Below are 26,514 nucleotides of genomic sequence, written 5' to 3' on the forward strand. Positions count from 1 at the left end.
ACTGTCCTCTCGCCACCGACTAGGCCACCCCGCCCTGCTGTGCAGAGCCCTCCGTAGCGCCACCTGGCTCACAGCGTGAGGGTGCGGGTGGCTCGGCCAGGCGTTCCACTTGGGTCCAGCCGGCCCAGCCGCGCTCGCGCATCATGTCCAGCAGCCGCTGCGCACGCGGGTCTGCCTCGAGGGGAAGTGCGTCCAGGAGGCCGACCGCCAGATCGTCTTGCGCCACCTCGCCGAGGTCGAGCTCGCCGGCGGTGTACGCCTGCTCGGCCAGGGCGGCCATGATGTCGGCGGCTTCCTCCAGACGCGGGTCGTCGGCCGCGTCGCTTTCGATGAGCTCCGACAGGACCCGATAGAGCCGGACGAGTCGCGGGTCATCGAGCTGGGCGTGCTTCGCGGACATGATCTCGCGGATCCGATCGGGCCAGAGGGCCGCGACCAGGATCCAGCCGTCCCGCTCGCCCTCCACCATCGGCTCTGACGCCCCGATCTCCCGGAGCCGATCGAGATAGGAGATCACTTCCGGTGGAAGCGCCAGGCTGTCCCCGGCGGCGAGCTGCGCGATCTGCTCGCGGCTGCTTTCGAGCTGTTCGATCTGCTCGCGCAGGTGGCCGTCGATTTGCTGGAGCGCTTCGGCAAAGGCCGAGGTGTCGGCTTCGAGCATCCGACCGATCTGGGACAGCGGCACGCCGGCATTGGCGAGGGTGCGGATCTTGATGAGGGACACGACCGCTCGCGCGCCGTACCACCGGTAACCCGACGCGTCCCGCTCCGGCTCGGGCAGGAGGCCGATCTGGTGGTAGTGCCGTACCGCGCGCACCGTGACGCCGGCGTACGCCGCCAGTTGTCCGATCGTCAGCATGCTCTGATCCTGCCCTCGACGCGCCCGGGCCCGCTCGGCGCCGGCTCAGGAGATCCTGCGACGGTACGAGATGCCGGCGAACAGGTAGGCGATGACGAGGATGCCGGCGCACCAGGCGAGGGCGGTCCAGATGCCGGAGTCGACCGGCTGCTGCGTGAACAGGGCCCGGATCGTGTTGACGATGGAGGTCACCGGCTGGTGCTCGGCGAAGGCGCGCACCGGGCCGGGCATGGTGCCGGTGGGCACGAAGGCCGAGCTGATGAACGGCAGGAAGATGAGCGGGTAGGCGAACGCGTTCGCGCCGTCCACGCTCTTGGCGGTGAGGCCGGGAATGACGGCGACCCATGTCAAGGCCAGCGTGAACAGGAGGAGGAGGCCGGCCACCGCGAGCCATGCCGGTACCCCCGCCGACGAGCGGAAGCCCATCAGGAGGGCGACGCCGACGACGACCACGAGCGAGATCGCGTTGGCTGCCAGCGAGGTCAGCACGTGCGCCCGCAGCACGGACGACCGTGCGATCGGCATGGACTGGAACCGCTCGAAGATCCCGCCCTGCAGGTCGGCGAAGAGGCGGAACGCGGTGTAGGAGATGCCCGACGCGATGGTGATGAGCAGGATGCCGGGCAGCATGTAGTTCACGTACGAGACCGTCCCGGTGTCGATCGCGCCGCCGAGCACGTAGACGAACAGCAGCATCATGGCGATCGGAGTGATCGCGGTCGTGATGATGGTGTCCAGGCTGCGGGTGACGTGGCGCAGGGTCCGTCCCGTGAGGACGGCGGTGTCGGCGAAGAAGTGCGCGGCCATGGTCGTTCCTTACCTGTCTTCGCCGGCGTCGCCGACGACCGCGAAGAAGACGTCTTCGAGGGATCGCTGCTTCTCGACGTACTCGACCTTGACGGGCGGCAGCAGCCGTTTGAGCTCGGCCAGGGTGCCGTCGACGATGATCCGGCCCTGGTGCAGGATCGCGATCCGGTCGGCGAGCTGTTCGGCCTCGTCCAGGTACTGGGTGGTGAGCAGCACGGTCGTGCCGCCCTCGGCCAGCTCCTTGACGGCCTGCCACACCTCGACGCGCGCCTGCGGGTCCAGCCCGGCGGTCGGCTCGTCGAGGAAGACGACCGGCGGATCCCCGATGAGGCTCATCGCGATGTCCAGGCGGCGGCGCATGCCACCGGAGTACGTCGCCACCCTCCGGGCGCCCGCCTCGGTCAGCGAGAAGCGCCTCAGCAGGTCGTCCGCGATCGCGCCCGGGCCCTTGAGGTGCCGCAGCCTGGCGACCAGGACGAGGTTCTCCCGCCCGCTGAGGATCTCGTCGACCGCCGCGAACTGCCCGGTGAGGCTGATGGACTCGCGTACGTCGGCGGCCTGTGTCGCGACATCGAAGCCGTTGACCCGGGCGGTCCCGGTGTCGGCCTTGAGCAGCGTGGACAGGATCTTCACCATGGTGGTCTTGCCCGCCCCGTTCGAGCCGAGCAGGGCGAAGACGCTGCCCCGCGCCACGTCGAGGTCCACGCCGCGCAGCACGCGCAGTTCCTTGTACGACTTCTCCAGGCCCTGCACGTGGATCGCAGGCCCCTGGACCTGACCGGTTGCCGGAGGGATGCTCATGACGGCCAGCATGGAGGGTTGACGCAGCGTCAGGGTCAAGCCCGCGGGGCGGTTTCGTTCACTCGATCCGCAACGCCGTGCCTTGTCACCGCGCCCGCCTCCTGGGAGCGGGACTCAGGTGATTTGGAGCGCTTCCTTGGTGGACGGGTCGGAAGACCCGCGCGGACCGTGCCATTCCAGGAGGAGGACGGTGGCGTCGTCGTCGAGGCGGCCGGAGTGGTGGTCCAGGATGCTGCGGACGAGGCGGCGGAGGGTCTCGGGTACGGGGAGGCCGCCGGCGTTGTGGCGGATGATGAAGTCGACGAAGCGGTGCAGGCCGAACTCCTGGCCCTGGGCGTTGCGGGCTTCGATGATGCCGTCGGTGTAGAGCAGGATCCGGTCGCCCGGTTCGAGCTGTTCCTGGCACAGGTCGGCGATGTCGCCCAGGCCGGTGCCCAGCGGGCAGGCCGGTGCGCACTCCAGGGTGGTGACCCAGCGTCCGCCGCGGATGACGACCGGCGGGGGATGGCCGTGGTTGGTCCACGACAGCAGGCCGGTGCGGGTGTTCAGTTCCGCCAGCACCCCGGTGACGAATCCGCCGGAGTCGAACTGGCGGGTCAGGACCTCCTCGATCGCCTGGCCGGTCTCGACGAGGCCGGCGCCCTGGAGGCGGCTGTTGCGGCAGACCGCCACGGCCAGGTTCGCGGTCAGCCCGGACGTGGTGTTGTGGCCCATGGCGTCGAAGACCGACAGATGGACGATGTCGCCGGCCAGGCCGTAGTCGAAGGCGTCGCCGCCGAGCTTGTAGGCCGGTTCCAGGGCCGCGCCGATGACCATGCGGTCGTTGGCGAAGGTCAGCGGCGGCATCAGGCGCCACTGCATCTCGGCCGAGACCGTCATGGACTGGGTCCGCACCAGCCGGGCGTAGGTGTCGCTGTGCGGGGTCTTGCTGACGATCAGCAAGGCCACCAGGCCCGCCAGCCGCCGCAGAGTCCGCTGGGCGTTCTCGTCGCCATGGCCGGCGGTGGCGCGCATGACCCCGATCCGCTCGGTCCCGTCCAGCAGCGGTACCCACCACAGGTCGGTGCCGGCGTCGGCGGACTGCCCTTGCACCGGCTCCACGTTCTGGAAGGCCCGCCCGGCCAGCGTCCCCTCGATCCGCAGCTCCGCCACCGCGTCATCGGCGCCGGGAGGGTCCTCGTCCCGTCCGGTCAGCAGGCGCAGCACGTTCTGCTGCAGGTCCACCACGTAGATCAGCACGTCCCGGAACCCGGCGCCGCCCGCGTACTCGGCCACCGCGGTCGGTATCTGCTGCATCGACATCAGGTGACTGGCATCGATCAGTTCCCCGAGTAGTCGCCGCTCAGGGTCCGGCGCCATGGCTCCCCATCGTCAGAACCTCACCATTCGCGCGTCGTCGCGAAAGCCGTGCGCCACGACCCCGGGCCGCACGGCACGTTCCTCCTGTGCCCTGCGATTCAGGTGGGGAAACAGGGTGGCCGCGAGTCCCGCAGGTGCGAAGGCCGGCCCTTCAGGCGCCGGCATCCGGAGTGTCCGGGCGGGCGAGGGAGGCGAGGAGCGCCCGGGTGGCCACGGCTGCCGCCTGGCGCGGATCGTGGCCGGACGGCTGCGCGTGGAAGCGGTTCCATTCCTCCGCCGTTTCCTCGACCGCCTGCCGGAACGACTTCTCCATGTGCCCGGCGGCCAGCAGACCGGCGGCGGCGACGAGGGGACGGGCCCAGTCCAGGCCTTCCACGGTCGCCGTGACCTCCACCGTCCACCGGTCGCGCCGTGCCGGGGCTCCGGTCACGGTCAGGACCGCCCGCGCCAGAGGGTGGGCGGCGGTCGCGGTGAGGGCGGGCGCCTTGTCGGCCGCGTCCCACCAGCGGTCGAGGTCGCCTTCGCCCTCGCATGTGAAGCGCGTGAGGGCCTCCCACGACCCCGTCTCTCGCTTCGTGACCGAGGCTCGGAGGGCGGCCGATCCCCGCGTGCTGCAGAGTTCGCCCCAGCCCTGGTACGACTCTTCCGGAACGGTGAATTCGACACGGGTCAGGCCTGCGGGCTCCCACGACACGACGTCCACCTGCACCGGCTCCTGCGGTTCTTCGGTTTCGGCGGGGACGGCGATCCGATACTGCGCGCCGGACTCGATGTGCTCGCCCCGTACCAGCCGGACGTCCGCGGAGGGTTCGGCCTCGTCGACGAGCCGGGCGTCCTTGAAGCGCAGTCCGGCGATCTCCTCGTGCAGAGCCGTCGCGAAGTCCTCGGCCCATTGGCGGGTCACGCCGGTGACCGTGACCTGGTGCCGGAACGTCAGGCGCTCCTGCCGTTCGCGCCTTTCACGTCCGGTGACGTCGGGAACGGCGTCGTTCCAGGTGGACACGGCCGTGTCGATCGCTTCGGCGAAGGCGCGCCGGATGCGCGGCCGGGTGAACAGAAGCCCGGCCGCGGCGAACGGGCGCAGCAGCCGGCGTCCGCGGACGTCGACCGTGGTCCTGGTCTTCCAGCGCTTGCGGCCGCCTGCCTCGCCGCGTGTCAGCCGCACGGAGGCGAAGGCGAGCGGATGCCGAACGGTCAGGGTGAAGGGCGGCGGCCGCCGGCTCCCGCCCGCCGGAAGCGACCACCAGTCCTGGAGTCGCGCTTCGCCTTCCCAGCTCGCGCGCTGCAGCCCGCGCAGCGGACCGGGCCCCTGGTAGGAACCCTCGACGCGTACGGAATGGAGGCGCTGACCTTCCGTACGCAGCCGCACGGTCATGGTGGCGAGGTGGCCGGCGATGGTGACGGTGATGTGGACGCGTCGCTCGTTGGTCTTGTCCTGGGGGAGGAGCTCCACGTCGACGGTTCCGGCCTTGCCGCTCTTCTTGCGGCCGTCCGCCGATTCCGCCGGGGGCAGTTCGATGGTGTAGCAGGCGCCGGGGGCGAGATGTTCACCCTCGACCAAGTGGATATCGCCGAGGACACCGTCCCCGATGAGAAGCCCATCCCTAGAGAAGCGAAGGCCCTCCAAGGCGTTCAGCAGATCGCGGGTCACCTCGTCGAACAGGGAACGGGGAACGACGGCGAGTTCGGCGGAACGCTTGAATCTGGCCACGGCGGATCATCCTGCCACATGGATACCAGCCCATACCGGCCCTGACCGGCTCACGGACGGCGCCCGGTTCCATGGCCAGGCCGCGAACGAAGGCCGGACCCCTTCCCGGGGCCCGGCCTTCAAACCGTCCGGGGCTAGCGGGTGAGGAGGTTGCGGCGCAGCTGCGCCTGCGTGCGCGGGTGCAGGCCAAGGCCGTAGCGGAGGTAGCGGTCGACCGAGCCGTACGAGCGCTTCACCTCGGTCAGGGCGGCGGCCAGGTAGTTGGAGCGCACTTCCTGCATGGGGGTCAGCAGCTCGGGGTTCTGCATGTAGCCGGCCGCCTTGAGACCGTCGCGGGCGGCGGCGTCGGCGGTACGGCGGTAGTCGTTGGACAGCAGGAAGTCGTACGCGGCGGTGCGGTGCGAGACGCCCAGGGCGCTGAGCAGCAGGTAGCTGGTCCAGCCGGTACGGTCCTTGCCGCTGGTGCAGTGGAAGACCAGCGGGGTCCGGTCCCGGTCGGCGAGTTCCTCGAGCGTACGGCCGAAGGAGGCGCGGGACTCGGGGTCGGTCACGAAGCTGCGGTAGAGGCCCTCCATGATCCGCTCGCCCCGGCCGTTGCCGAGCACGGCCTCCTGGCGGACGGGGTCCTTGCCGGCGATGGCGCCGGTCAGCTCGGCGTACATGCCGGTGTCGCTGATCGGACGCTCGGTGACCGCAAGCCCCGCGGGCAGCCGGTCGGCGCCGTCGACGCTGACCTCCAGCGGCGTGCGGTAGTCGACGATCCGCTCGATGCCCAGCCGGGTGAGCTCGGCCAGGTCGGCGTCGGTGGCGTGGTTGAGGGCGTCGGCGCGGTACGCCACGCCCTTCTTGACGTGGAAGCCGTTGAACGTGCGGTAGCCGCCGACATCGCGGAAGTTGACCGTGCCCTGGAGCAGGTCCGTCGGGGTCTGGACCTGCTGGACGGCGGGTGGGGCGGGCGGCGCCGCGTGCGCCGCGGGGGCGATCATCAGGCTGCCGGCGGTCAGCGCGGCGACGCCGAGTGCGGGTACGAAACGCATGGTGGGCTCCCAGGGGGTGAACGGTCGCCCGAATGTAAGACAGCTCACTCAGCCCGGCGGAGACGGCTTCCCGGTGAGCGGGAGACCGGTCACCGCAGGCCCGTCGCGGCAGGCTCGGCGCGCATCACAGCAGGCCCTGCTCGCGGACGAGCTTGGGCGTCCAGATGACCTTGCCCAGGAGCGCGCCGGCGCCGGGGGACGAGGCGAGCCAGACGATCGCGGCGGCGGGGGCCTCCTCCGGAGTGGGGTCGAAGCCCTTGCCGGCGATCGTGGCGGTACCGCCCCGGGCGGCGCCCGCCTCGGTGATCACGAAGCCGGGGTCGAGATTGAACGCCCGGATCCCCTTGGAGAGATATTCGGCGTTGACCGCGCCGGCCAGCCGGCCGAAGGCCGCCTTGGAGGCGGAGTAGGCCACGCCCCAGCCGCCCTCGCCCGGCGGGGCGGGCGGGTCGGTGGTGGCCGAGCCGGAGCACAGGTTGACGATGGTGCCGCCGCCCTGCTCCAGCATCCGGGGGATCACCGCCTGGAGGAGCGCGATCTGGTGCAGGTAGTTGCCGGTGATCGTCCGGGCGGCCACCTCGGGATCGAGATCCAGGAACCGGGCGTGGTTCCCGGCGATGTGCGCGACGGCGTTGTTGACCAGCAGGTCGATGCGGCCCCACTCGCGGTGCACCGTGTCGGCCGCCGACCGGACGCTCGCGAGGTCGAGCAGGTCCATCCGTACGGGCAGGGCCCGGCCGCCGAGCGCCTCGATCTCGGCCCGGGTCGTGCTCAGGCTGCCGGGGACGGCGATGGCGTCGCCTTCCTGGCGGGCCGGGATCCGGCCGTCGCCCTCCTCGACGGTACGGGCCGTGAACGCGACGTCGTAGCCCGCGCCGGCCAGGGCCAGGGCCGTACGGCGGCCGATCCCGCGGCTCGCGCCGGTGACCAGGGCTACCGGGGTGGACGGCATCCGTACCTCCTCGTTCGGGTCCGTCGATGAGATCGGAACGCGTCCGGTTGTGGCCTGCGTCTCCCGATCAGTGGGACGGTTCGGCGCGGCCGCGCGAGGGCGGGCTCTAACTTTCGGCCATGACGCTGAATCTCGCGAACCTCTACGAGGCCGTGGCCGCCGCCGTCCCCGACCGTACGGCCGTGATCTGCGGCGAGCGCAGGCTGACGTTCGCGGAGCTGGACCGGCGGGCCAGCGGGCTGGCGCACCGCATCCGGGCGGCCGGCGTCGAGCCGGGCGGGCATGTGGGCGTGCAGATGCTCAACGGGGTCGAGTACGTCGAGACGCTCCTGGCGTGCTTCAAGGTCCGCGCGGTTCCCGTCAACATCAACTACCGGTACACCGACCGGGAGCTGCAGTACCTCTACACCGACGCGAATCTGGTCGCGCTGGTCATCGACGAGGACTTCACCCCCGCCGCCGCCCGGGTGGCGGCGGACTGTCCCGAACTGCGCCAGGTCATGGTGGTACGGAACGAGGACGAGGGCGAGGCCGTCACCTGGCCCGATCACGTCGGCCTCGACGACTACGACGCGAGCCCCGAGGCGACCGCCCCGCTGGCCGCCGAGCGTACGGCCGACGACCGTTTCATCCTCTACACCGGCGGGACCACCGGGATGCCCAAGGGCGTGGTCTGGCGGCACGAGGACTTCTACATGGCCGCCCTGCGCGGGGGCAATCACGGCGGCGACCCGCACCTCACCTCGGAGTCGCTGGTCGCGGCCGCGCTGGCGGGCACCGGGATCGGCTACCTGATCACGGCGCCGCTGATGCACGGCGCGGCCGTCTACACGCTGCTGACGGCGCTGTTCACCGGGTCGAGCGGGATCCTGATGCGCCGGTACGACCCGATCGAGACGCTGCGGCTCATCGACCGCGAGAAGGCCACGATCGTCACCGTCGTGGGCGACGCCATCGCGCGCCCGCTGGCCGACGCGGTCCGCGCGCACGGGGACGAGTACGACCTGGGCTCATGGGTGGTGCTGGGCTCCGGCGGTGCGATCCTGTCGCGCAGCGTCCAGGAGGAGCTCGCCGAACTGCGGCCCGGGATCTTCATCATGAACGCGTTCGGCGCCTCGGAGTCGGGGGCCGACGGCAGCATCAGCGTCGGCGCCGACGGCCTGATGCGGCTCGCCCCCGATCCGCAGGTCACCGTGGTCGACACCGGGATGAAGCCGGTCGCGCCCGGATCCGGCGAGACCGGCTACCTGGCGCGGACCGGGCATGTTCCGCTCGGCTACCACAACGACCCCGAGAAGACCGCCCGCACGTTCCCGGTCATCGACGGGACGCGCTGGACGGTCCTGGGCGACCTGGCACGGATCGAGACCGACGGCTCGATCGTGGTGCTGGGACGGGGCTCGGGCTGCATCAACACCGGGGGAGAGAAGGTCTTCCCCGAGGAGGTCGAGCAGGCCCTCAAGTCGCACCCGGCCGTGATGGACGCGCTGGTGGCCGGCGTCCCCGACGAGCGTTTCGGTGAACGGGTCGCGGCCGTCGTCGAGCCGCGCCCGGGCGTCGCTGCGCCCGAGATCGAGGAGCTGCGCACGCACTGCCGTACGCAGCTGGCGGGCTACAAGATCCCGGCGTCGATCACGTTCACCGACGCGATCGTGCGCTCGCCCAGCGGCAAGGCCGACTACCGCTGGGCCAAGCGCGTCCTGGGCGGTGCCACCGGCTGACGCCTCGCGGACGGGCTCTGGCCGATGCCTGGGCACGGGCTCGGCTGATGCGGCAGGCTCGGGCTCGGCCGCCGGTCAGTTGAGCCCGTCGCTGCCGTCCTCGCTGGACTTGCCCCTGGCGGTACTGCCGCCGGTGGCGGTCGCGAACCCGTTGATGAGCAGCCGCCAGGACACCTCGCCCGGCGGGAAGCGGTAGTGGATCCGCCAGCTGCTGCGCTGCGGCCACGCCGGCACGGTGACGACCTTCCGCCACGGCAGCTTCACGTCCTTCAGCGTCGTGCTCCGGCCGTTCACGGTGTAGGTCAGCGAGGTCAGCACGACGGTGCCGGTGACGAAGAACTCCATCGTTCTGGTGGCCGGCGCCGTCGTCCGTACGACGGGTGACGTCTTCGGCGAGGCGGCGCCGGTCGGAGGATCCGGAGCCCGTACGGCCACGACGGCGGCCCCCGCACCCGACGCGAGAAGGACGGCGGCGGCCCCGATGGGCAGCAGTACGCGGCGGCGGGGTTTCAGCGGGCGCGGTTGCGGCGGGTTCTCCGCCTCCCGCCGGCGCTCGCCGATCCTCGCCGCGACCGGGGCCGGAAGCCAGGAGGCGTCGTCGGCCCGGCCGTCCGGGGCCATCGCGGCGAGCCGCTCGGCCAGCCCGGCGGCGTCCGGACGGCGGGCCGGATCGCGGTCCAGGCAGCCGGCGATCAGCGCCCGCAGGTCCTCGTCCGCGATGCCGTCCAGCCGGGGCGCCTCCGACTCGACCCGGAACATCTTCACGTGCCACGGCCCCTCGCCGAACGGCTCGGCGCCCGTACAGGCGTAGGCCAGCGTCGAGCCGAACGAGAAGACGTCGCTCGCCGGCCCGATCGCGCCGCCCGCGACCTGCTCCGGCGACATGAACCCCGGCGACCCGGCTCGGACACCCGGGTGCGTGATGGTGGCCGCGTCCGCCGCGCGGGCGATCCCGAAGTCGATCACGCGCGGGCCGTCCAGGGTCAGCAGCACGTTCGCGGGCTTCAGATCGCGGTGCACGATGCCGGCACCGTGCAGTGACATCAGCGCTTCGGCGATCCCCGCCGCCAGCGGCCGTACGGCGGCGGCCGGAAGGGCACCGGTCTCCTGGACGGCCTCCCGCAGCGACACCGCGGGCAGGAACTCGGTGACCAGCCACGGGACCTCCGCGTCCGGACCGGCGTCGATCACCGGCGCGGTGAACCCGCCGCCCGCCGCCCGCGCCAGCACCGCCTCGCGCCGGAACCGGTCCCGGAACTCAGCGTCCCCGGCCAGTTCGGTGTGCACCAGCTTGATCGCCACGGCCCGGCCGCCCGCCGAGCGCCCGAAATAGACCACGCCCATGCCGCCGGACCCGATTCGCGCCAGGACGCGGTAGCCCCGGCCCTCCGGCCCGATCGTCGGTGGGTCGCCCGGCTCAAGGGGCAGCATGCGTTCCCCCGGCGGCCGGAGGGGCGAGGGCGTGGACGTGGCCGTCCCGGGTACCGATGAACGCCAGAGCGCCTGCGCTCACCGGCCCCGAGCCGAGCGTCACGTCGGCGCCGTGGCTCCACAGGACGCGCCCGCTCGCCGCGTCCAGCGCGTACACGTTCCGATCGGTGCACCCCACGTACAGCGTTCCGCCGGACAGTCCGAGCGTGTTGCCCCGGCCGTACCGGGAGGCTTCGGCGCCGCCCAGCCGGCGCGACCAGACCGTTCGGCCCGTGGCGGCGTCGAGCGCGAGGACGTCGCCGTTCCCGACGGCGGTGTAGACGATCCCGCCGCCCACCTGCATGAAGGACCCTGCCCCGGACCCAGGCCGCTGCCAGGCGCGCTTCCCGTCGTCCGCGCGTACGGCGTGCAGCGTGCCGCGCCTGTCGCAGGAGAAGACCATGCCGCCGCCGATCGCCACGTCCGTGCCCTGATCCATCGCGTACGTCCACCGCGTCCGGCCGTCGCGAGCGCCGAACGCGGTGAGCACGCGATCGTCCACGCCGGCGATGTGGCCGGCATCGGCGGCGAGGCCGTTCTCCACGCTCACCTTCGCGCTCCAGCGCACCTCGCCGTCGTCCCGTCCCAGCGCCTTCACCGGGCCGTCGCCGAAACAGACCACCGACCCCGCGACCACGGGGCCGGGGAACGGGAGTTCGCTGAACGGGGGCTTGTACGTCCAGAGGGACTTGCCGGAAGCCGCGCGGACCGCATGGACGACGGGCGCATCCTCGGCGCCCACCAGATACACCGTGTCACCGGCGGCGGCCACGCCGCGCACGCCCCGCTTCCACAAGACCTTGCCGGACGCCGCGTCCAGCGCGCTGACGTCGTTCTCGGTCCTGGCCAGCACCACGCCATCCGCCGCGAGCAGTTCGGGATAGTAGTCGCTGACCTTCCGCTTCCAGCGCGGCACCGGCCGCGGCGTCGCCACCGTCGCTGACCGGGACGGCGCCGCCCCCGCCGGTCTCTTGTCGTCCGGGCGGTCCCACAGCAGCGCGCCCAGACCCCCGGCGGTGGCCAGGACGGCCGTGCCGGCCCCGGCGATGAGCACCCTCCGGCTCGGCCCCCGGACCGGCGTAGGAGCAACGGCCTCCGGCTCGTCCGGTGGCGGGCTCGCCGTGGCCGTACGGCGGTCGATCTCCTCCGCGACCGGCACCGGCAGCCAGCCGGTGCCCTGCAGCGACACCTCGTCCCCGTCCCAGGAACCGAGCCGTTCCAGTACGTCCGGGGCCGTCGGCCGGTGCTCGGGGAGAGGTGCCAGGCAGGCCAGGATCAGCTCGCGCAGCGCGCCTTCGGGGACCCCGCCCAGCTCCGCCTGGACGGTCATCACGCGGTACAGCTTGGAGCGCATCGGGCCCGTACCGAACGGCTCCGCCCCGCTCGCCGCGTACGCGAGCATCGCCCCCAGGGTGAATATGTCGCTCGCCGGACCGACGTCGCCGCCCTTCACCTGCTCCGGCGACATGAACCCGGGCGTGCCGATCGGGGCACCGGCACGCGTGATGGCGGTGCCGTCCTCGGGCCGGGCGATCCCGAAGTCGATCACCCTCGGCCCGCCGGCGGTGAGGATCACGTTCGCCGGCTTCAGATCGCGATGCACCACGCCCGCGTCGTGGATGGCCGCGATCGCCTCCGCCAGCCCCACGGCCAGCGCGCGCACCGCGTCCACCGGCATGGCGCCGAAGGACCGTACCGCCTCCTGCAGCGACGGCCCCGGCAGGTAGGCGGTGACCAGCCAGGGCGAGGCCGCCTCGGGATCGGCGTCCAGCACCGGCGCGGTGAACGTCCCGGTCACCTTGCGCGCGGCGGCCACCTCGCGCCGGAACCGGGCGCGGTACCGGGGCTCACCGGTGAACCCCTGCCGGATCACCTTGACCGCGACCAGCCGTCCGCCGCGCGACCGTCCCAGGTAGACCACGCCCATCCCGCCCGCACCCAGCCGGGACAACAGCCGGTAGGGCCCCACCTGGCCCGGATCGTCCGCTCGCAGCGACTCCAACCGTCGTCCTTCCCCACCGCACGAATCCCACCGTACGAATCCCGCCGTGCACACCGCGTGTCCGCCTCCAGGAGACTAGAAGATCTCGCAGACCCCGGCGAGCGCTTTGCCCAGGATGTCCCGGGCTCCTCCCGCCGGAATTAATGCGTTGCCCCTTCGCGAATGGCCGGGCATGGTGGTGGGAGATCAGTGAGGAATGGTGCAACGGCAGCACACCGCGCTCTGGACGCGGCGATTCAGGTTCGAATCCTGGTTCCTCAGCGGCTCTTTAGCTCAGGGGCAGAGCACCCGGTTGAAGCCCGGGACGCCGAGGTTCGATTCCTCGAGGAGCCACGCCTTCGTAGCTCAGACGGCCAGAGCGACCGCCTCGTAAGCGGTAGGCCGCCGGTTCGATTCCGGCCGAGGGCTCGCGAGCACGACCGATATCCCGGAGCCCGGCCCGTCGTGTCCTGGAAGCGCCGATGACGCGCCCGCGCACTCCCCTGTAATGGATCGCATGTGTCCTCATGGCTTACATCCTGCTACGGTAATCGGTATAAGTCGACTGTATGCCTTACGAAGGGAGAGCGGGATGGGCGTGCGCAGCGGGTCCGCGGCATGGCGGCTGCCGGAACGGGTGGACGTGCCGGGCGGCGAGGTCGCCACGGGAACGTTCGGCGAAGGGCCGCCGGTGATCCTGGTCCATGGCACTCCGGCCTGGTCCTACCTGTGGCGTGAGGTCGTCCCGGTCCTGGCCCGCCGCCATACCGTGCACGTGTGGGACATGCTCGGGTACGGCGACTCCCGGCTCGCGGAAGGCGCCGTCCCGTCGATCGACCTGCAGGCTCGTACGCTGGCCGGGCTCATCGAGCACTGGGGGCTCGCACGGCCGAGCCTGGTCGGGCATGACATCGGCGGGGGAGTGGTGCTGCGGGCGCATCTGGTCCACCGGGTCCCGGTCCGCGGTATCGCGCTGCTGGACGCCGCCGTTCTCGGACGATGGAACACCCCGTTCACCGAGCACATGCGGCGCTACCAGGAGGCGTACCGGACGATGCCGCCGCACGTGTTCGCCGACATCATCGCCGCGCGCCTGCGTACCGCCACGCACCGGGAGATGGCGGCCGCCGACGCGCACGCCTATCTGGCTCCATGGGCCGGAGCGGCCGGTCAGGGACGCTGGGTCGACCAGGTCGCCGGAGTCACCGACGACGACACCCGCGAGGTGGCGGCCCGGCTGGGCGAGATCGGCGTGCCCGCGCTGGTGCTGTGGGGCGAACGGGACCAGTGGCTCGATCCCGCCACGGGCGACCGCCTCGCCGCCGCGATCCCCGGTGCGCGCCGTACGAGGATCGCCGGCGCCGGGCACTTCCTCCCCGAGGACGCGCCCCGCGCGACGGCGGACGCGCTGTCGGCGTTCCTTGCCCACATGCCCGCCGACCCCTGATTCAGGGAGGCGCCGCGGTGCCGCTGGTGAATCGGGCGCCGAACGGGGAAGGGCGCCGCTATGACCGAGACACGGGGGCCCGTCCAGCGGGCCGACTACGACCGGGTGGCCGTCATCACCGGCGCGGACTCCGGTATCGGCCGCGCGACCGCGGTGGCGCTGGCCGAGCAGGGCTTCGATGTGGGGATCACGTTCCACTGCGACGCGGAGGGCGCCGCGCGGACCGCCGAGGAGGTGCGCGGGCACGGGCGGCGGGCGGCCGTACGGCGGCATGACCTGGGCGAGCCGGTCAGCGCCGCCGGGGTCGTGGACGAGCTCGCGGGGGAGCTGGGCGGGATCGGCGTGCTGGTCAACAACGCGGGGACCGGCAGCTCCCGCCCGGTGATCGACATGGACTACCAGGAGTGGCGGTCGGTGCTGGCGGTCGATCTGGACGGGGCGTTCCTGTGCGCCCAGGGAGCGGCCCGGCTGATGCGCGACCGGGGGGCGGGCGGCCGGATCGTGAACGTGACCAGCGTGCACGAGGAGTACCCGCTGATCGGCTCCGGCCCGTACTGCGCGGCCAAGGGCGGGCTGCGGATGCTCTCGCGGGTGCTGGCGCTGGAGCTGTCCCGGTACGGGATCACGGTGAACACGGTCGCGCCGGGCGAGATCGCCACGCCGATGACCGGCCAGGACAACCGGCCGCCGGAGGAGGGCAGCCGTCCCGGCTATCCGCCGGGACGGCCCGGCGATGCGCGGGAGGTCGCGTCGGCGATCGCGTTCCTGTGCGGGCCGGGCGCGTCGTACATCACGGGCGCGTCCCTGTTCGTGGACGGCGGGCTCGGGATCATGGGACCTCAGGCGGCCGAGTCGCTGACCTCCGAAAGCTGGCGTGACCTCGAATGATATGCGGATCAGTATGAGCGGTCGTCCCATATCAATATTGGACATGGGTGGCGGTGTCTGGTCTTCTACTCCACGATGATCGTTAGAGAGAGGAACCGGATGCGGCACATCGAGGAAGAACGCGTCGCCCGTCGCCGTGCGGGGCGCGGAGCCAGGGCGGGGCTTGCGGCGCTGGCGGCGGCGGCCCTGTTCGGCGGGGTGGCGGCGTGCGGTGCGGACGCGGCCCCGGCCTCCCGCGTCGCGGCGTCGCAGAGCGCGGCTCCTGCGGCTCCCGCAGCTCCCGCGGCCGTCCGCCAGGGGGAGGTGCGCGAGCAGCTGCGCAAGCTCGAAGCGTCCTACAAGGGACGCATCGGCATGTACGCCGTGGACACCGGCACGGGCGCGAAGGTCGCCTACCGCGAGCGTGAGCGGTTCCCGATGCTGTCCACCTTCAAGGCGGTCGCGGCCGCCGGTGCCCTGGACAAGGCGCGCCGGACCGACCCGGGGCTGATGGAACGCCGCGTGTACTGGAAGGCCGAGGAGGAGGTCGACTACTCGCCGCGCACCGAGGGCAAGGGCGAGGAGGGCATGACCGTCGCGGAGCTGTGCGAGGCCGCCATCACCTACAGCGACAACACCGCCGGGAACATGGTGCTGAAGCAGCTCGGCGGCCCGGCCGGGCTCACCCGCTACTTCCGCTCGCTCGGCGACCCGGTCTCCCGGCTCGACCGGTGGGAGACCGACCTGAACATCTGGGCGCCGGGGGAGAAGCGCGACACCACGATGCCCGCGTTCATCGGCCGCGACCTGCAGCGGCTCACCACCGGGGACGCGCTGGCCAAGCCGGACCAGGCGCGCCTCAACGGGTGGCTGAAGGCCAACACCACCGGTGACAAGCGGATCCGCGCGGGCCTGCCCGGCTGGACGGTCGGCGACAAGACCGGCACGGCCAACGACTCCTACGGTTCGGCGAACGACATCGCCATCGCGTGGCCGCCGTCCGGTGGCGCCCCGATCGTCATCGCGATCTACACCGGCCGCAACGACCCCGGGGTGGCGAGCGACGATTCCGTCCTGGCCCGTACCGCGACCATCGCGGCCCGCGGACTCGGCAAGATGTCCTGACATCCGGAAGGTGATGCTCCGCCGGATCGGCCTGGCCGATCCGGCGGAGCTCGTGGGGTCAGGGCAGGTCGAACGAGCCGTGCCGGCCGGCCCCCGCAGCGAACCGGGCCGCCCCGTCCAGGGCGTCGGCCGACAGCGAGACCTGGCCGTGCCGGAACTCGCCGGCCAGCGCGGCCCGCTCGTCCAGTCCCTCCTGGTCGAGCACCGAGGCACGGTCGCGGAGCATGCACGTCTGCGGGAACGCAGCGATCCCGGCCGCCAGCTCGCGCGCCGCCGCCAGCGCCTCGCCGGCCGGTACGAGCCGGTTGACCAGGCCGATGTCGTACGCTTCGGCCGCGTCCACGGGACGTCCGGTGAGGATGAGGTCCATCGCCCGGCTCTGCCCGATCAGCCGGGGCAGCCGTACGGTGCCGCCGTCGATCAGCGGGACGCCCCAGCGGCGGCAGAACACCCCGAACACCGCGCTCTCGTCGGCCACCCGCAGGTCCGCCCAGAGCGCCAGCTCCAGCCCGCCGGCCACCGCGTGCCCGCTGATCGCCGCGATCACCGGCTTGGTGAGCCGCATCCGGGTCGGCCCCATCGGGCCGTCGCCATCGGGTTCGACCCGGTTGCCCCGGCCCTCGCTGAAGGCCCGCAGGTCGGCGCCCGCGCAGAAGGTGCCGCCTTCGCCGTACAGGACGGCGACGGCGGCGCCGGGATCGGCGTCGAACGCGCGGAACGCGCCGGCCAGCGCCGCGGCGGTCGGGCCGTCCACCGCGTTGCGGCGCTCCGGCCGGTCGATCCCGATCAGGGTGACCGTCCCGTCCTGGCTCGTGACGACGCTCATCGCGCGGCACCGTCCTCGCGGCCGGCCCGCAGCGGACCGCGCCGAGCGCGGCACGTGTCCGCCTGTCCTGATGTGTCCCTATGTTCGGCCATGGCCCATTGTCAGCCGCCGGCGGCCCTGATCCGCGTCCGGGCCGACTCCAGGTCGGGGGCGACGTCGATGTCGCGGGTGACCCCGGCGATGTCGCAGATCTTGCGGACGATGCCGCGCTCCGGCAGCACCACCACCAGCGGGACGCGCGCCGCCTCGGTCCGGGCCCGGGTACGGAAGATGATGTTCGGCCCGCTGGAGTCGCAGAACGTGCACGCGGTCAGATCGAAGACGACGCCGGGCGTCCCGGCGCGGACCAGCCGCAGCGCCTGGGCCAGGATGTCGCCGGCGTTGCTCAGGTCGACCTCGGCGGGGAACGTGATCACTGCGGTGGCGGCCGATTCCGGGACCCGGGCGGCGTGCAGGTTCATCGCGGACCACTCCCTCCCGGCCCCATCGCCGGCATCGAAGGCCGATGACGTGGACCTTGGACGTGACTTGGACCTTAGACCCCGAAGCTGAGTCCAACCTGAAAGAAATGGTCAAATTCCGGGAGAAATCTGACAGGAAGGGGCATGTGGCGACGCCATGGAACGGCCTGGTGGCCGTCAGTGAGGGCCGTGGCCGGGGGGACCGAAACCTCCGGGCAGGCCGGAAACGGCATCGGATCGGCCGATACGGCCGAGGACGTCGATGATCGACGGCGCCCGGGGGCCAGGCGATGCGCCGCCGCCGGGTGAATATCCGGACGCGTTGGTCCGGTGCGCTTCTAGGGTGCGTCGCCCAGCCGATTATCCGGGGCCGATCACCAGGGCCGGCGACTCGGGCCGATCACTCGAAGACCCATGACTGCGAATGCTCGTGGCACTCGGGCCCGCTCTCGGACGCGGTCCGATCGGCCAGTTCCCGGGCCAGGACGCGGCATATCAGGTCATCGCCGTCGCGTTCCTCCAGCAGGGCGAGCAACTCGCCGATCTCGCCGGCGGTCAGCTCGCGTACCGCCTTCCCGGTCCAGCTCGGGCATGTCGGACTTTCCATGCGCACTCCCCCCGGTGTGCGCCCCCCTGGGGCGTTCCGCGCGCCGGTCCGACCCCCCGGCGGGCCGGCGCGCGGGGCTCAGCGTCGGCCGTCGAGGCTCCGGTCACGCAGGTCGGAGACGCTGCGGCCGGGGACGTCCCGGCCCAGGAGCCACGCGGTGAGCGTCGCGTGGTAGGCATCGAGCGAGCGCATCAGGGCCCGGCGGTCGGCGGGCTGCATGGGAATTGCGGCGATCTTGTTTCGCAGATCGTCGCGGGCCGTCTCCCACGACTCGCGAAGCTTTCCGGTCGCGTCGCTCATGCCCCCGACGGTAACAGGCGGTGGCGCCGGAAACGAAAAGATCTACCTCGGTAAAACCTTTTTCGAGGGTACTCGTCTCCCCTTTATGCAAGGTCGCGGTGATCTTTTTTTGCCTCCGGGCAATTGGTCGTTCATCACCGCCGTGGCCATCGGAGCGGAATGGTCCATTCGCTACGCCCGGTACGGCCAGGACCGCGACAAGCCAGACAATTGCGGGCGAATATAAATGTCGCTGTAGCGGTGAGTGACGCCGGCGGTGGCGAGCGTAGGGTGACCGATACCCCTGGGAAGACTGGGACACGGGTGACGCTGAGGCCCTGCGGTGGTAAATTCCTACAATCTCAGCAAGTCCCCCGGGGAAGAGCTCCGAGAGGACCCACGTGACGTGAAGCCACGGTTCTTGGTCAAGGGACCGGCCAGTTCCTGTTTCGACGGTTTGATCCGCCCCCAGACGCCCGCCACGCTGGCCGTCGATCCCGACGGCCGCGTCGTGCACTGGAGCTCCGCCGCCGCCGAGCTGTTCGGGCCGGCCGCGGGCGAGGCCATCGGCCGCCCCATCGTCGAGCTGGTCCGCGACGACCAGCACGAGCAGATCAAGACCGCGCTGGCCGAGGCCGCCGCCGGCCGCCGCTCCAAGGGCGTGCTGGCCGTCCAGTGCTGCGACACCTCCACCTGCGACATCGAGCTGTCCTGGGACCCGATGGACGGCGGCGGGCTGGTGGCGATCATCGCCAACCCCACGATGGAGCTGGGCACCGCGGGCGACACCGGCCGGGCGCGGCTGGCGCTGCTCAGCGAGGCCAGCATCCGGATCGGCAGCACGCTCGACATCCGCCGGACCGGCGCCGAGGTGATGGAGGTGGCCGTGCCGCGGCTGGCCGACGCCGCCGGGGTGCTGGTCCGCGAACGGCTCATCGCCGAGGACGAGTACCCGGGCCGCGACGGCGACGGCGAGACGGTGGTGCGCCGGATCGCGGCCGGCGACGCCGGCGGCCCCGGGACGGCCCGGTGGCGCGCGGAGTTCGCGCTCGACGAGCTGGCGGTCTACCCGGCGACCAGCCCGTACGCCCGCTGCATGGAGCTGGGCCAGGCGGTCACGTTCGGCGGCGGCCTGGCCGTGCCGCTGCGGGCGCGCGGCACGGTGCTCGGCTGCGTGGTGCTGGTCCGCGGGGACGGCCGTCCCGCGTTCGACAACCAGGACGTCACGCTCGCCGAGGAGCTGGCCGCCCGCGCCGCCGTGTGCATCGACAACGCCCGGCTGTACGACCGCGAGCGCCGCACGGCCCTGACGCTGCAGAGCAGCCTGCTGCCGACCGGCCTGCGGGAGCCGCTCGGCCTGGAGATCGCGCACCGCTACCTGCCGGCCAGCGACCTCACCGGCGTCGGCGGCGACTGGTACGACGTCATCCCGCTGCCCGGCGGCCGGGTCGCGCTCGTCGTCGGCGACGTGATGGGCCACGGCACCGGCGCCGCCGCGACCATGGGCCAGCTGCGCACGGCGGTGCGCACCCTGGCCGGCCTCGACCTGCCGCCCGAGGACGTGCTGCAGCGGCTGGACGCGATGATCGAGGGCATGGGCGGCATGCAGAACGCCACCTGCGTCTACGCCACGTACGACCCCGTCGGGCAGCAGTGCGCGGTGGCGCGGGCGGGCCACATCCCGCCGCTGATCCTGCGCCCGGACGGGAGCACCGAGGTCCTCGACTGCCCGCCCGGGCTGCCGCTGGGCATCGGCGGCGAGCCGTTCGAGACCCGCCGGGTGCGGCTCGGCGACGACTGCACGCTGGTGCTGCTGACCGACGGGCTGGTCGAGAGCCGCGACCGCGACATCGACGCGGGCATCCGGGTGCTGCGGCGGACCCTGGCGGGCCCGCGCCGCGGGCTCGAGCAGATCTGCGACGTCGCCATCGAGGCGCTGCGGCCCAACCACGACCGCGACGACATCGCGCTGCTGCTGGCCCGCGTGCGGCCGCTGTCGGCCGACCGGATCGCCGCGGTGACGCTGCCGCCGGAGCCGCGCTCGGCGGGCCGCGCCCGGCGCTTCGCCCGCGAGACGCTCGCGGAGTGGGGGCTGGACGGCCTGGCCTACACCGCCGAGCTGGCGATCGGCGAGCTCGCCGCCAACGCCGTCCGGCACGGCGCGGGCCCGATCGAGGTACGGCTGATGCGCGGCGCGGTCCTGGTCTGCGAGGTGGCCGACTCCTCGTCCGCACGGCCCGAGCCGCGCTGCCCCGACACCCTCGCCGAGGGCGGGCGGGGCCTGCAGATGGTCCGGGCGCTGGCCGCCCGCTGGGGCACCCGGACGCTGCCGCACGGCAAGATCGTCTGGTGCGAGATGCCGATCACGCCTCCCGACGTGCTGTGACCGGTCGCGTGGTCAGAGCACGGGGACAGGGCCCGTGGTCAGGGCCCGTGGTCGGAGTCCGCTGATCAGGACGGCGCGCTGCCGGTGAGGCGGTGCACGGGACGCGGGTAGCCCGGCTTGAACGCGATCCCCGGATCCCCGTCGCCGCCGGCGGGCGCGGGCGCTGGTGCGGGGGTGCTGACGGCGCCCGTCAGGCCGTCCGCCGCCGCGACGGCGTCGGTGGCGGCGGCGTCCATCGCGGCGGGCTCGCACGCGATCCGCGCGTTGAGGATCGCCCTTCCGGTACGGGCGACGAGCGCGTCCGGGGCGAGGTCCACGACCGGGGCGGCGCCGCCGGTGACGAATCCGGCCTTGGTCAGCCCGGCCGCGGTGTCGACGCTGATCTTGACATGACCCACGGCCCAGCCCGCCCGTTCCGCCGCCCGGGACAGATGGGCCAGCGCGGCGCGCGCCCACCGTTCGGGGGAGTAGTCGGGCCGTCCCGTCACCGTGTAGGTCCGGTTGAACCACGCCAGCCCGGCCTCGGCGGCCGCGTACCGGTCGTAGTCGATGTCGACGGTACGTCCCGGCCGCGACGGTGCCTCCCAGGCGTCGACCAGGTCCTCCAGCGCGTCGCCGCGCCGGGCCGAATAGGCCAGGACGGTCGCGTCCGGATACCGCCGGGACAGGCCGTCCACGAGCCGTTCGCGCTCGGCGCCGGGCATCAGGTCGGCCTTGTTGACCGCGATGATGTCGGCCTCTTCGAGCTGGTGCCCGAACAGGTACGCCAGGTCGTCCTCCCGGTCGTGCAGGGGAAGCGCCGAGCCGAGCGCGCGGTAGCGGTCCGGATCGACGACCACGGTGAGCGGGGCGGGCGCGAACCGCGTCCCGTAGTACGCGCCCAGCGGGCGGATCACCGTCGCCTGCAGATCGGTGCACGAGCCGACGGCCTCGGCGAGGACGGTGTCGGCCGTACCGGCGTCCAGCAGCCCGGCGGCGACGTCCATCAGATCGTCGAACCGGCAGCAGAAGCAGCCACCGGTCACCTCGCCGACCGCCGCCCCGCCCCCAGCGGTCCCGTCCACGGGGCCTCCGGCCATGGGTGCCAGCCGCGCCCGGGCCAGCCGGGTGTCGATCAGCTCGGTGCCCTGGTCGTTGGTGATCACCGCGACCCGGCGCCCGCGCGCCTCCAGCAGCCGGGCGGCGGCGATCATGGTGGTGGTCTTGCCGGCGCCCAGGAAGCCGCCCAGCGCGATGAACCGGATCATGCCCCGCCCGCCTCCCGTACGGCCCGCTCGATGTCCGGCCCCAGGCCGGTCAAGGCGGCGGAACGCGCGGTGAGCGCGACCGCCGCGTCCAGCACGAGCACGAGGTCGCCGTCGCCCTCGAACAGCTCCAGCAACTGCCGTCCCCAGGTGGAGTCGCGGGACTGGACGTGCCCGTCGTAGCGCAGCCCGAGCCGCCCGCACGCCGACTCCACCTCACCTGCCAGCGCGCCGGCCGAAGCGGCGTGCGCCGGATCGTGCAGGACGATCGAGGCGACACCGCCCGGCGAACGATTCCCGGCGACGGTCACGCTCCGCGCGCGGAAACCGTCCCGGAACGCGGCCGGCCCCACCCGCAGGATCCGCAGCGAGCGCAGCCCGCACTCGCGCAGTACGGCGCGGTACTCCGGCCACGACAGCCCGGTCTCGCACCGGGCCTTGGCCACGGAACCCGAGGCCACGGGAGCGTCCGGGTCGCCGCCGATCACGTCCGAGACGACGAAGCGCCCGCCGGGACGCAGCACCCGCGCGATCTCCCGCCAGGCCGCGCCCGCGTCCGAGGCCAGCGTGAGCACGCAGTTGCTGATCACCACGTCCGCCGAGCCGTCCGGCAGCGGCAGCGCGGCGGCGTCCCCGGCGGCGAAGCTCACCCAGGGCAGGTCCGCCTCGTCGCGGTGCCGCTCCGCCAGGGCGCGCATCCGCGGGGACGGGTCCACCCCGACGACCCGCCCGCCCGGTCCCGTACGGCGTGCGGCGAGGAAGCAGTCGGCGCCCGCGCCCGAGCCGATGTCGACCACGGTCTCGCCCTCGGAGATCGCGGCCCCGTCCACCGGGTGACCGCAGCCCGACGACAGCCGCAGCACCTCCTCGGGGAGCGCGGCCAGCTCGTCCTCGCGGTAGATCTCGGCCGGCGAGCAGCACAGGTCGCTCTGCCCCAGCCGCGCCAGCTCGTCGTAGGTGATCTGGACGAACGCCGCCTCCTCGCTCACGGGCCCACCGCCGTCGCGCCGGCGGCCGCTCCGGGGGAGACGAAGCTGCGTTCCATGTCCTGGTAGCAGATGCAGTCGGGCCCGCAGCCCTCGTCGGCCTCGTCCCTGGTCACCACGAACACCTCCCAGCGGTTGCCGTCCGGATCGGCCACCCAGATCTTGGTCTGCACCGCGTAGCAGCAGGCCGTCTCGGTCTCCTCGGTGATCGCGAACCCCGCCCCGGCCAGCCGCTCGCGGATGCCCGCCACCGCGCGGCTCGACTTGACCTGGACGCCGTAGTGGCCGCTGGAGGCGACCGAGCCGGTGTGCCGGTTGAGCGTGAGGTTGAGCGGCGGCTCGACCAGCTCGAACTTCACGTAGTCCGCGCGGCGCTTCATCGGCCGCGCGCCGAACAGCACCATGTAGAACGGCAGCGCCGCCTCGACGTCGGTGACGTCCAGGCTGATGTGCGCCCGCATCTCGGTGGGGAAGTCCACCGCGCTGTCGGCCTCGGTGACCAGGGCCGCGGGCTCGGTGACGCCGTCCGCCAGCCAGGCCGCCACCTCCGGCGGGCCGGGCAGCGCGCCGCTCTTGACCGGCCGCCCGTCGGCCAGCGTCAGCGGGAACGTGTCGGGTCCCTTCAGCGCCAGCACCTGCAGGACGTCCGCCGGCAGCCGGACCTGCGCCGCCGTCGGGCGGTCGCCGCGGGCCAGGCACACCACCTCGCCGGTCAGGACGAGGCGATCGCGCGCGGCCCGTTCGGCACAGGCCGAGATCAGATCACGGGCCGCCGGTTCGTGCGCCGGGTCGGCCAGGTAGATGGTCAGGTCCACGGCGACCTCCCGGTCGGCGGGTGTTCTCTGGGTTTTCGTCGGATCGGGGAGCGGCGGGTGTGGGCCTAGCAGCGGGCGGTTGGGCCTAGGGCCTGTCTCAAAGTGGCCGCAGCCACCGCGCGAGCGTGTTACCTGGCCGGCGAGGCGATGTCGCGCTCGCACAGGCACGGGTCACGGTGTGAGCCGCCAGGCGAGCACCGTGGGCCGGGACTTTGAAACACTGCCTAGCAGCAGGACGAGCCGCCGTCGCCGGTGGCGCCCGCCATCGGCAGCGTCACGGGCGAGGCCCGCCGCTCGCCCCGGGCCAGCTCCAGCGCGTCCAGGTAGTTGGGCATCGCGCCGGCCGCGACCAGCCCGCCGTCCACCAGCATCACCGGCAGCGGCCCGGCCGGCGGGCCGCTCAGATGCGCGATCAGCTCGGCCGGGACGTCGACCGGCTCGGCGCCCGGCGTGTTCAGGTCGTGGAACCGTACGTCGGCCTCGTCACCGAGCCGCTCGCCCAGGAAGTCCGACAGCGCCTGGGCGGCGGACGGCCCGCAGCAGGGGCGGTCGAAGAACTGGATCAGCCGTGCCATCCCGCACTCCTCATGGTCGATCGGGGTCGATGGGGCCGGTCACCGGGCCAGCGCCCCGGCGGTCGTGTCGACCGCCTCCAGGAACCGGTCGATCTCCGCGGCCGTGTTGTAGAGGTAGAGGCCCGCCCGCACGTTGCCGGTCGCGGAGCCCACCCCCTGGACCTCGTTGAAGTAGTTGACCGCGCAGTGCTGGCCGGCCCGCACGGCGACGCCGTACCGCTCGTCCAGGACGCGCCCGATCTCCTCCGGCGGGACCCCGCGGATGTTGAACGAGACGATCCCGACCCGCAGGTCCGGATCGGCCGGCCCGTACAGCTCCACGCCGGGGATCCCGCCGAGACCGTCCAGCAGCCGCCGCATCAGGCCGTGCTCGTGGGCCGCCAGCCGGTCGAGCCCCACCGCCTCCAGGTAGTCGATCGCGGCCCGCAGCCCCAGCGCCTCGGCGATCGGCGGCGTCCCGGCCTGCCACTTGAGCGGCAGCTCGCTGTACGAGCAGTACTCGAGGCTGCACTCCTCCAGCGACGGGCACTCGCACGCGGCGGTGTCGATGGTGCCGCCGCCGAGCATGCCCGGCGTCATCTCCATCGCGTGCCGCAGCCGGATGTACAGCACCCCGATCCCGGTCGGGCCGAGCATCTTGTGCCCGGAGAACGCCAGGAAGTCGCAGTCGATCGCGCGTACGTCCACCGGCACGTGCGGTACCGACTGGGCGGCGTCCACCAGGAACAGGGCCCCGTGCTCGCGGCACAGCCGCCCGATCTCCGCGACCGGGACGATCGTGCCCAGCACGTTGGAGATGTGGGTCAGCGTGACCAGCTTCGTGCGCGGCGTCAGCAGCCGGGAGAACTCCTCGACGTCGAACGCCCCGTCGCGGCCCGCGCTGTACCAGCGCAGCACCAGGCCCTTGGCCTGGGCGAGCCGGACCCAGGGCGCCATGTTCGAGGTGTGCTCCAGGTTGGACAGCACGATCTCGTCACCGGGCTGGAAGTCCACGGTGTGCGCGACCAGGTTGATGGAGTGCGTGGTGTTCTGGGTGAGGACGACCTCCTCGGGCATCGCGCCGAGGAAGCGCGCGATCGTCCGGATCGCCTCGTCGAAGCGCTCGGACGCCCGCATCGACAGGTCATAGGTCCCGCGGTGGATGTTGGCCCGGAACCGCAGGTAGTACTCCGTCATCGCCTCGACCACCGGCAGCGGGGTCAGGGACGAGGCGACGCTGTCGAGATAGACCTGGTCGGGGGTGATCGTCGGGAAGTCGGCGCGGATCGCCTCGACGTCGAAGGACTGTTCCTTGAGCCCTGCGGAATCCATCCGGGAGGCCCCTCCTCGCGCTCGCTCCGTCTGCCGCGTCGGCCCCATCATCACCCGGCGGCGGGGAAATCACCATGATTCTTACGGACGAAATTGACGAAATCGTCGCATCGCATGTCAATCAGCACCGGCAGTCGCGAAGCCGATACATCCGGTACGGATCAGGCGCGAAGTCGGCTCGAGCCGGGCGCGGAGAGGGCACGGAGAACCGGGCGGACGGGTGCGTTGGGTGGTGGGGGCATCCCGTCCGCCCGGACCGGGGTCCCGCGTTCGCCGCGGGACCGGCCGGCCGGGACTCAGCCCGGCCGGTAGCGGATGGCGCCGGTCGCCAGCAGCCCGCTCTCGGCCGCCGAGCGCAGCCGCACATCGGCCGTCGCGGCATGTTCGGCGATCGCCATCGACCCCGCGAACAGCACCAGGTACCCCAGCCGGGACGCGGCGGGCACCCAGCCGGGCGGCACGGTGAGCCGCTCCACCCGGCAGAACGGCCGGGACGGCTCGTCCCGCGGGCTGCGCACGACGAACGTGCCCCGGCCGTCGAGCGCGGCCTTCCAGCCCGGGACCAGCGGTACGAGCAGGTCCCGCGCGTCGGTGACCAGGCCGAGGCCGGTCTGCAGGCAGGCCGCCACCAGCGCGGTGACCTGCTCGCCCCCGGGCCGCACGTCGGGCGCGGGCGTGCGCGCGGCGTCGTCCAGGAACACCAGCGGAACGTCGGCGCCCGGAGCGGGCAGCAGGGTCAGCAGCACGTCGAGATCGAAGCTGACGGTGGTCCGCCGTCCGGACCCGCCGCCCCATGCCGCGTGTTCGTCCATGGCCATCCCTGTCCCCATCCGGTGAAGGCGGTCGGCGCCGTGCGTGCCGACGAGGGATCCCGACCGCGACATCGA

Annotated in this window: 24 protein-coding genes and 3 tRNA genes; 8 read left to right on the forward strand and 19 right to left on the reverse strand. The window is 72.6% G+C overall.

Annotated elements, in window-relative coordinates; genetic code table 11:
• Window positions 1-19: 19 nt before the first annotated feature.
• From ACH34Q_RS35590 to ACH34Q_RS35620, 7 genes are all read right to left on the reverse strand, one after another.
• Window positions 20-859, reverse strand: a complete 840-nt coding sequence (locus ACH34Q_RS35590) for a MerR family DNA-binding transcriptional regulator (RefSeq protein ID WP_395987552.1) — start codon at window positions 857-859, stop codon at window positions 20-22.
• A gap of 45 nt (window positions 860-904) precedes the next feature.
• Complete coding sequence (locus tag ACH34Q_RS35595; protein ID WP_395987553.1) at window positions 905-1,666, reverse strand: ABC transporter permease; 762 nt, start codon at window positions 1,664-1,666, stop codon at window positions 905-907.
• A 9-nt stretch (window positions 1,667-1,675) separates the two neighbouring features.
• On the reverse strand, window positions 1,676-2,467 hold the full coding sequence (locus tag ACH34Q_RS35600) for an ABC transporter ATP-binding protein (RefSeq protein WP_395987554.1): 792 nt from the start codon (window positions 2,465-2,467) through the stop codon (window positions 1,676-1,678).
• Window positions 2,468-2,581: 114 nt separating this feature from the next.
• Entirely contained in the window at window positions 2,582-3,826 is a 1,245-nt protein-coding gene (locus ACH34Q_RS35605) for a PP2C family protein-serine/threonine phosphatase (protein ID WP_395987555.1), read from the reverse strand.
• A gap of 151 nt (window positions 3,827-3,977) precedes the next feature.
• Window positions 3,978-5,537 carry a hypothetical protein gene (locus ACH34Q_RS35610; RefSeq protein ID WP_395987556.1) on the reverse strand — a complete coding sequence of 520 codons (1,560 nt, stop codon included), beginning with the start codon at window positions 5,535-5,537 and terminating at the stop codon, window positions 3,978-3,980.
• A gap of 134 nt (window positions 5,538-5,671) precedes the next feature.
• Window positions 5,672-6,574, reverse strand: a complete 903-nt coding sequence (locus ACH34Q_RS35615) for a tyrosine-protein phosphatase (protein WP_395987557.1) — start codon at window positions 6,572-6,574, stop codon at window positions 5,672-5,674.
• A 124-nt stretch (window positions 6,575-6,698) separates the two neighbouring features.
• Complete coding sequence (locus tag ACH34Q_RS35620; RefSeq protein WP_395987558.1) at window positions 6,699-7,526, reverse strand: SDR family NAD(P)-dependent oxidoreductase; 828 nt, start codon at window positions 7,524-7,526, stop codon at window positions 6,699-6,701.
• Window positions 7,527-7,645: 119 nt separating this feature from the next.
• Between ACH34Q_RS35620 and ACH34Q_RS35625 the strand changes: the two genes are divergently transcribed.
• Window positions 7,646-9,247 (forward strand): acyl-CoA synthetase, encoded by a 1,602-nt coding sequence (locus ACH34Q_RS35625; RefSeq protein ID WP_395987559.1) that lies wholly within the window; start codon window positions 7,646-7,648, stop codon window positions 9,245-9,247.
• Window positions 9,248-9,322: 75 nt separating this feature from the next.
• On the opposite strand, the gene ACH34Q_RS35630 is transcribed toward ACH34Q_RS35625, so the two are convergent.
• On the reverse strand, window positions 9,323-10,678 hold the full coding sequence (locus ACH34Q_RS35630) for a serine/threonine-protein kinase (RefSeq protein ID WP_395987560.1): 1,356 nt from the start codon (window positions 10,676-10,678) through the stop codon (window positions 9,323-9,325).
• Window positions 10,665-12,719 (reverse strand): PQQ-binding-like beta-propeller repeat protein, encoded by a 2,055-nt coding sequence (locus tag ACH34Q_RS35635; protein WP_395987561.1) that lies wholly within the window; start codon window positions 12,717-12,719, stop codon window positions 10,665-10,667. The genes ACH34Q_RS35630 and ACH34Q_RS35635 overlap by 14 nt, the downstream gene beginning before the upstream one ends.
• Window positions 12,720-12,909: 190 nt before the next feature.
• Between ACH34Q_RS35635 and ACH34Q_RS35640 the strand changes: the two genes are divergently transcribed.
• The 6 genes from ACH34Q_RS35640 to bla all read left to right on the forward strand — a co-directional run bounded on the left by ACH34Q_RS35640 (window position 12,910) and on the right by bla (window position 16,137).
• Window positions 12,910-12,980, forward strand: a tRNA-Gln gene (locus ACH34Q_RS35640).
• Between the two features lies 1 nt (window position 12,981).
• A tRNA-Phe gene (locus tag ACH34Q_RS35645) sits at window positions 12,982-13,052 on the forward strand.
• 1 nt (window position 13,053) lies between these two features.
• Window positions 13,054-13,127: transfer RNA gene (locus ACH34Q_RS35650), tRNA-Thr, on the forward strand.
• A 163-nt stretch (window positions 13,128-13,290) separates the two neighbouring features.
• Complete coding sequence (locus ACH34Q_RS35655) at window positions 13,291-14,145, forward strand: alpha/beta fold hydrolase (protein WP_395987562.1); 855 nt, start codon at window positions 13,291-13,293, stop codon at window positions 14,143-14,145.
• A 60-nt stretch (window positions 14,146-14,205) separates the two neighbouring features.
• Window positions 14,206-15,033, forward strand: a complete 828-nt coding sequence (locus ACH34Q_RS35660) for an SDR family oxidoreductase (RefSeq protein ID WP_395987563.1) — start codon at window positions 14,206-14,208, stop codon at window positions 15,031-15,033.
• Between the two features lie 99 nt (window positions 15,034-15,132).
• Window positions 15,133-16,137 (forward strand): class A beta-lactamase, encoded by a 1,005-nt coding sequence (bla, locus tag ACH34Q_RS35665; protein ID WP_395987564.1) that lies wholly within the window; start codon window positions 15,133-15,135, stop codon window positions 16,135-16,137.
• A 58-nt stretch (window positions 16,138-16,195) separates the two neighbouring features.
• Here the strand turns inward: bla and ACH34Q_RS35670 are convergent, their stop codons facing one another.
• The 4 genes from ACH34Q_RS35670 to ACH34Q_RS35685 all read right to left on the reverse strand — a co-directional run bounded on the left by ACH34Q_RS35670 (window position 16,196) and on the right by ACH34Q_RS35685 (window position 18,331).
• The gene (locus tag ACH34Q_RS35670; protein WP_395987565.1) at window positions 16,196-16,963 is read right to left on the reverse strand and encodes a crotonase/enoyl-CoA hydratase family protein; all 768 of its coding nucleotides are present in this window, start codon (window positions 16,961-16,963) and stop codon (window positions 16,196-16,198) included.
• Between the two features lie 101 nt (window positions 16,964-17,064).
• Window positions 17,065-17,424: an STAS domain-containing protein gene (locus ACH34Q_RS35675; protein ID WP_395987566.1), complete on the reverse strand. Its 360-nt coding sequence runs from the start codon at window positions 17,422-17,424 to the stop codon at window positions 17,065-17,067.
• Window positions 17,425-17,824: 400 nt separating this feature from the next.
• Window positions 17,825-18,031: a hypothetical protein gene (locus ACH34Q_RS35680; RefSeq protein WP_395987567.1), complete on the reverse strand. Its 207-nt coding sequence runs from the start codon at window positions 18,029-18,031 to the stop codon at window positions 17,825-17,827.
• Between the two features lie 78 nt (window positions 18,032-18,109).
• Complete coding sequence (locus ACH34Q_RS35685; RefSeq protein WP_395987568.1) at window positions 18,110-18,331, reverse strand: hypothetical protein; 222 nt, start codon at window positions 18,329-18,331, stop codon at window positions 18,110-18,112.
• Between the two features lie 385 nt (window positions 18,332-18,716).
• Between ACH34Q_RS35685 and ACH34Q_RS35690 the strand changes: the two genes are divergently transcribed.
• Entirely contained in the window at window positions 18,717-20,696 is a 1,980-nt protein-coding gene (locus tag ACH34Q_RS35690; RefSeq protein ID WP_395987569.1) for a SpoIIE family protein phosphatase, read from the forward strand.
• 65 nt (window positions 20,697-20,761) lie between these two features.
• On the opposite strand, the gene ACH34Q_RS35695 is transcribed toward ACH34Q_RS35690, so the two are convergent.
• The 6 genes from ACH34Q_RS35695 to ACH34Q_RS35720 all read right to left on the reverse strand — a co-directional run bounded on the left by ACH34Q_RS35695 (window position 20,762) and on the right by ACH34Q_RS35720 (window position 26,439).
• Window positions 20,762-21,943 (reverse strand): GTP-binding protein, encoded by a 1,182-nt coding sequence (locus tag ACH34Q_RS35695; protein WP_395987570.1) that lies wholly within the window; start codon window positions 21,941-21,943, stop codon window positions 20,762-20,764.
• The gene (locus tag ACH34Q_RS35700; RefSeq protein ID WP_395987571.1) at window positions 21,940-22,929 is read right to left on the reverse strand and encodes a methyltransferase domain-containing protein; all 990 of its coding nucleotides are present in this window, start codon (window positions 22,927-22,929) and stop codon (window positions 21,940-21,942) included. Before ACH34Q_RS35700 ends, ACH34Q_RS35695 begins: the two co-directional genes overlap by 4 nt.
• Entirely contained in the window at window positions 22,926-23,741 is an 816-nt protein-coding gene (locus ACH34Q_RS35705; protein WP_395987572.1) for an ArsI/CadI family heavy metal resistance metalloenzyme, read from the reverse strand. The genes ACH34Q_RS35700 and ACH34Q_RS35705 overlap by 4 nt, the downstream gene beginning before the upstream one ends.
• Before the next feature lie 224 nt (window positions 23,742-23,965).
• A complete protein-coding gene (locus tag ACH34Q_RS35710) occupies window positions 23,966-24,316 on the reverse strand; it encodes a hypothetical protein (RefSeq protein ID WP_395987573.1) in 351 nt (116 codons plus the stop codon).
• A gap of 39 nt (window positions 24,317-24,355) precedes the next feature.
• Window positions 24,356-25,627 (reverse strand): aminotransferase class V-fold PLP-dependent enzyme, encoded by a 1,272-nt coding sequence (locus tag ACH34Q_RS35715; protein ID WP_395987574.1) that lies wholly within the window; start codon window positions 25,625-25,627, stop codon window positions 24,356-24,358.
• Between the two features lie 296 nt (window positions 25,628-25,923).
• The gene (locus ACH34Q_RS35720; protein ID WP_395987575.1) at window positions 25,924-26,439 is read right to left on the reverse strand and encodes a hypothetical protein; all 516 of its coding nucleotides are present in this window, start codon (window positions 26,437-26,439) and stop codon (window positions 25,924-25,926) included.
• Window positions 26,440-26,514 lie beyond the last annotated feature (75 nt).

Source organism: Actinomadura sp. 9N407, from assembly GCF_044326315.1.
Classification (GTDB): domain Bacteria; phylum Actinomycetota; class Actinomycetes; order Streptosporangiales; family Streptosporangiaceae; genus Spirillospora.

Excerpts from the sequence above, each read along its gene's own strand:
- ACH34Q_RS35590 (WP_395987552.1), bottom strand. The coding sequence starts at position 859 with ATGCTGACGATCGGACAACTGGCGGCGTACGCCGGCGTCACGGTGCGC.
- ACH34Q_RS35595 (WP_395987553.1), bottom strand. The coding sequence starts at position 1,666 with ATGGCCGCGCACTTCTTCGCCGACACCGCCGTCCTCACGGGACGGACC.
- ACH34Q_RS35600 (WP_395987554.1), bottom strand. The coding sequence starts at position 2,467 with ATGAGCATCCCTCCGGCAACCGGTCAGGTCCAGGGGCCTGCGATCCAC.
- ACH34Q_RS35605 (WP_395987555.1), bottom strand. The coding sequence starts at position 3,826 with ATGGCGCCGGACCCTGAGCGGCGACTACTCGGGGAACTGATCGATGCC.
- ACH34Q_RS35615 (WP_395987557.1), bottom strand. The coding sequence starts at position 6,574 with ATGCGTTTCGTACCCGCACTCGGCGTCGCCGCGCTGACCGCCGGCAGC.
- ACH34Q_RS35620 (WP_395987558.1), bottom strand. The coding sequence starts at position 7,526 with ATGCCGTCCACCCCGGTAGCCCTGGTCACCGGCGCGAGCCGCGGGATC.
- ACH34Q_RS35625 (WP_395987559.1), top strand. The coding sequence starts at position 7,646 with ATGACGCTGAATCTCGCGAACCTCTACGAGGCCGTGGCCGCCGCCGTC.
- ACH34Q_RS35630 (WP_395987560.1), bottom strand. The coding sequence starts at position 10,678 with ATGCTGCCCCTTGAGCCGGGCGACCCACCGACGATCGGGCCGGAGGGC.
- ACH34Q_RS35655 (WP_395987562.1), top strand. The coding sequence starts at position 13,291 with ATGGGCGTGCGCAGCGGGTCCGCGGCATGGCGGCTGCCGGAACGGGTG.
- ACH34Q_RS35660 (WP_395987563.1), top strand. The coding sequence starts at position 14,206 with ATGACCGAGACACGGGGGCCCGTCCAGCGGGCCGACTACGACCGGGTG.
- bla (WP_395987564.1), top strand. The coding sequence starts at position 15,133 with ATGCGGCACATCGAGGAAGAACGCGTCGCCCGTCGCCGTGCGGGGCGC.
- ACH34Q_RS35670 (WP_395987565.1), bottom strand. The coding sequence starts at position 16,963 with ATGAGCGTCGTCACGAGCCAGGACGGGACGGTCACCCTGATCGGGATC.
- ACH34Q_RS35675 (WP_395987566.1), bottom strand. The coding sequence starts at position 17,424 with ATGAACCTGCACGCCGCCCGGGTCCCGGAATCGGCCGCCACCGCAGTG.
- ACH34Q_RS35680 (WP_395987567.1), bottom strand. The coding sequence starts at position 18,031 with ATGGAAAGTCCGACATGCCCGAGCTGGACCGGGAAGGCGGTACGCGAG.
- ACH34Q_RS35685 (WP_395987568.1), bottom strand. The coding sequence starts at position 18,331 with ATGAGCGACGCGACCGGAAAGCTTCGCGAGTCGTGGGAGACGGCCCGC.
- ACH34Q_RS35695 (WP_395987570.1), bottom strand. The coding sequence starts at position 21,943 with ATGATCCGGTTCATCGCGCTGGGCGGCTTCCTGGGCGCCGGCAAGACC.
- ACH34Q_RS35710 (WP_395987573.1), bottom strand. The coding sequence starts at position 24,316 with ATGGCACGGCTGATCCAGTTCTTCGACCGCCCCTGCTGCGGGCCGTCC.
- ACH34Q_RS35715 (WP_395987574.1), bottom strand. The coding sequence starts at position 25,627 with ATGGATTCCGCAGGGCTCAAGGAACAGTCCTTCGACGTCGAGGCGATC.
- ACH34Q_RS35720 (WP_395987575.1), bottom strand. The coding sequence starts at position 26,439 with ATGGACGAACACGCGGCATGGGGCGGCGGGTCCGGACGGCGGACCACC.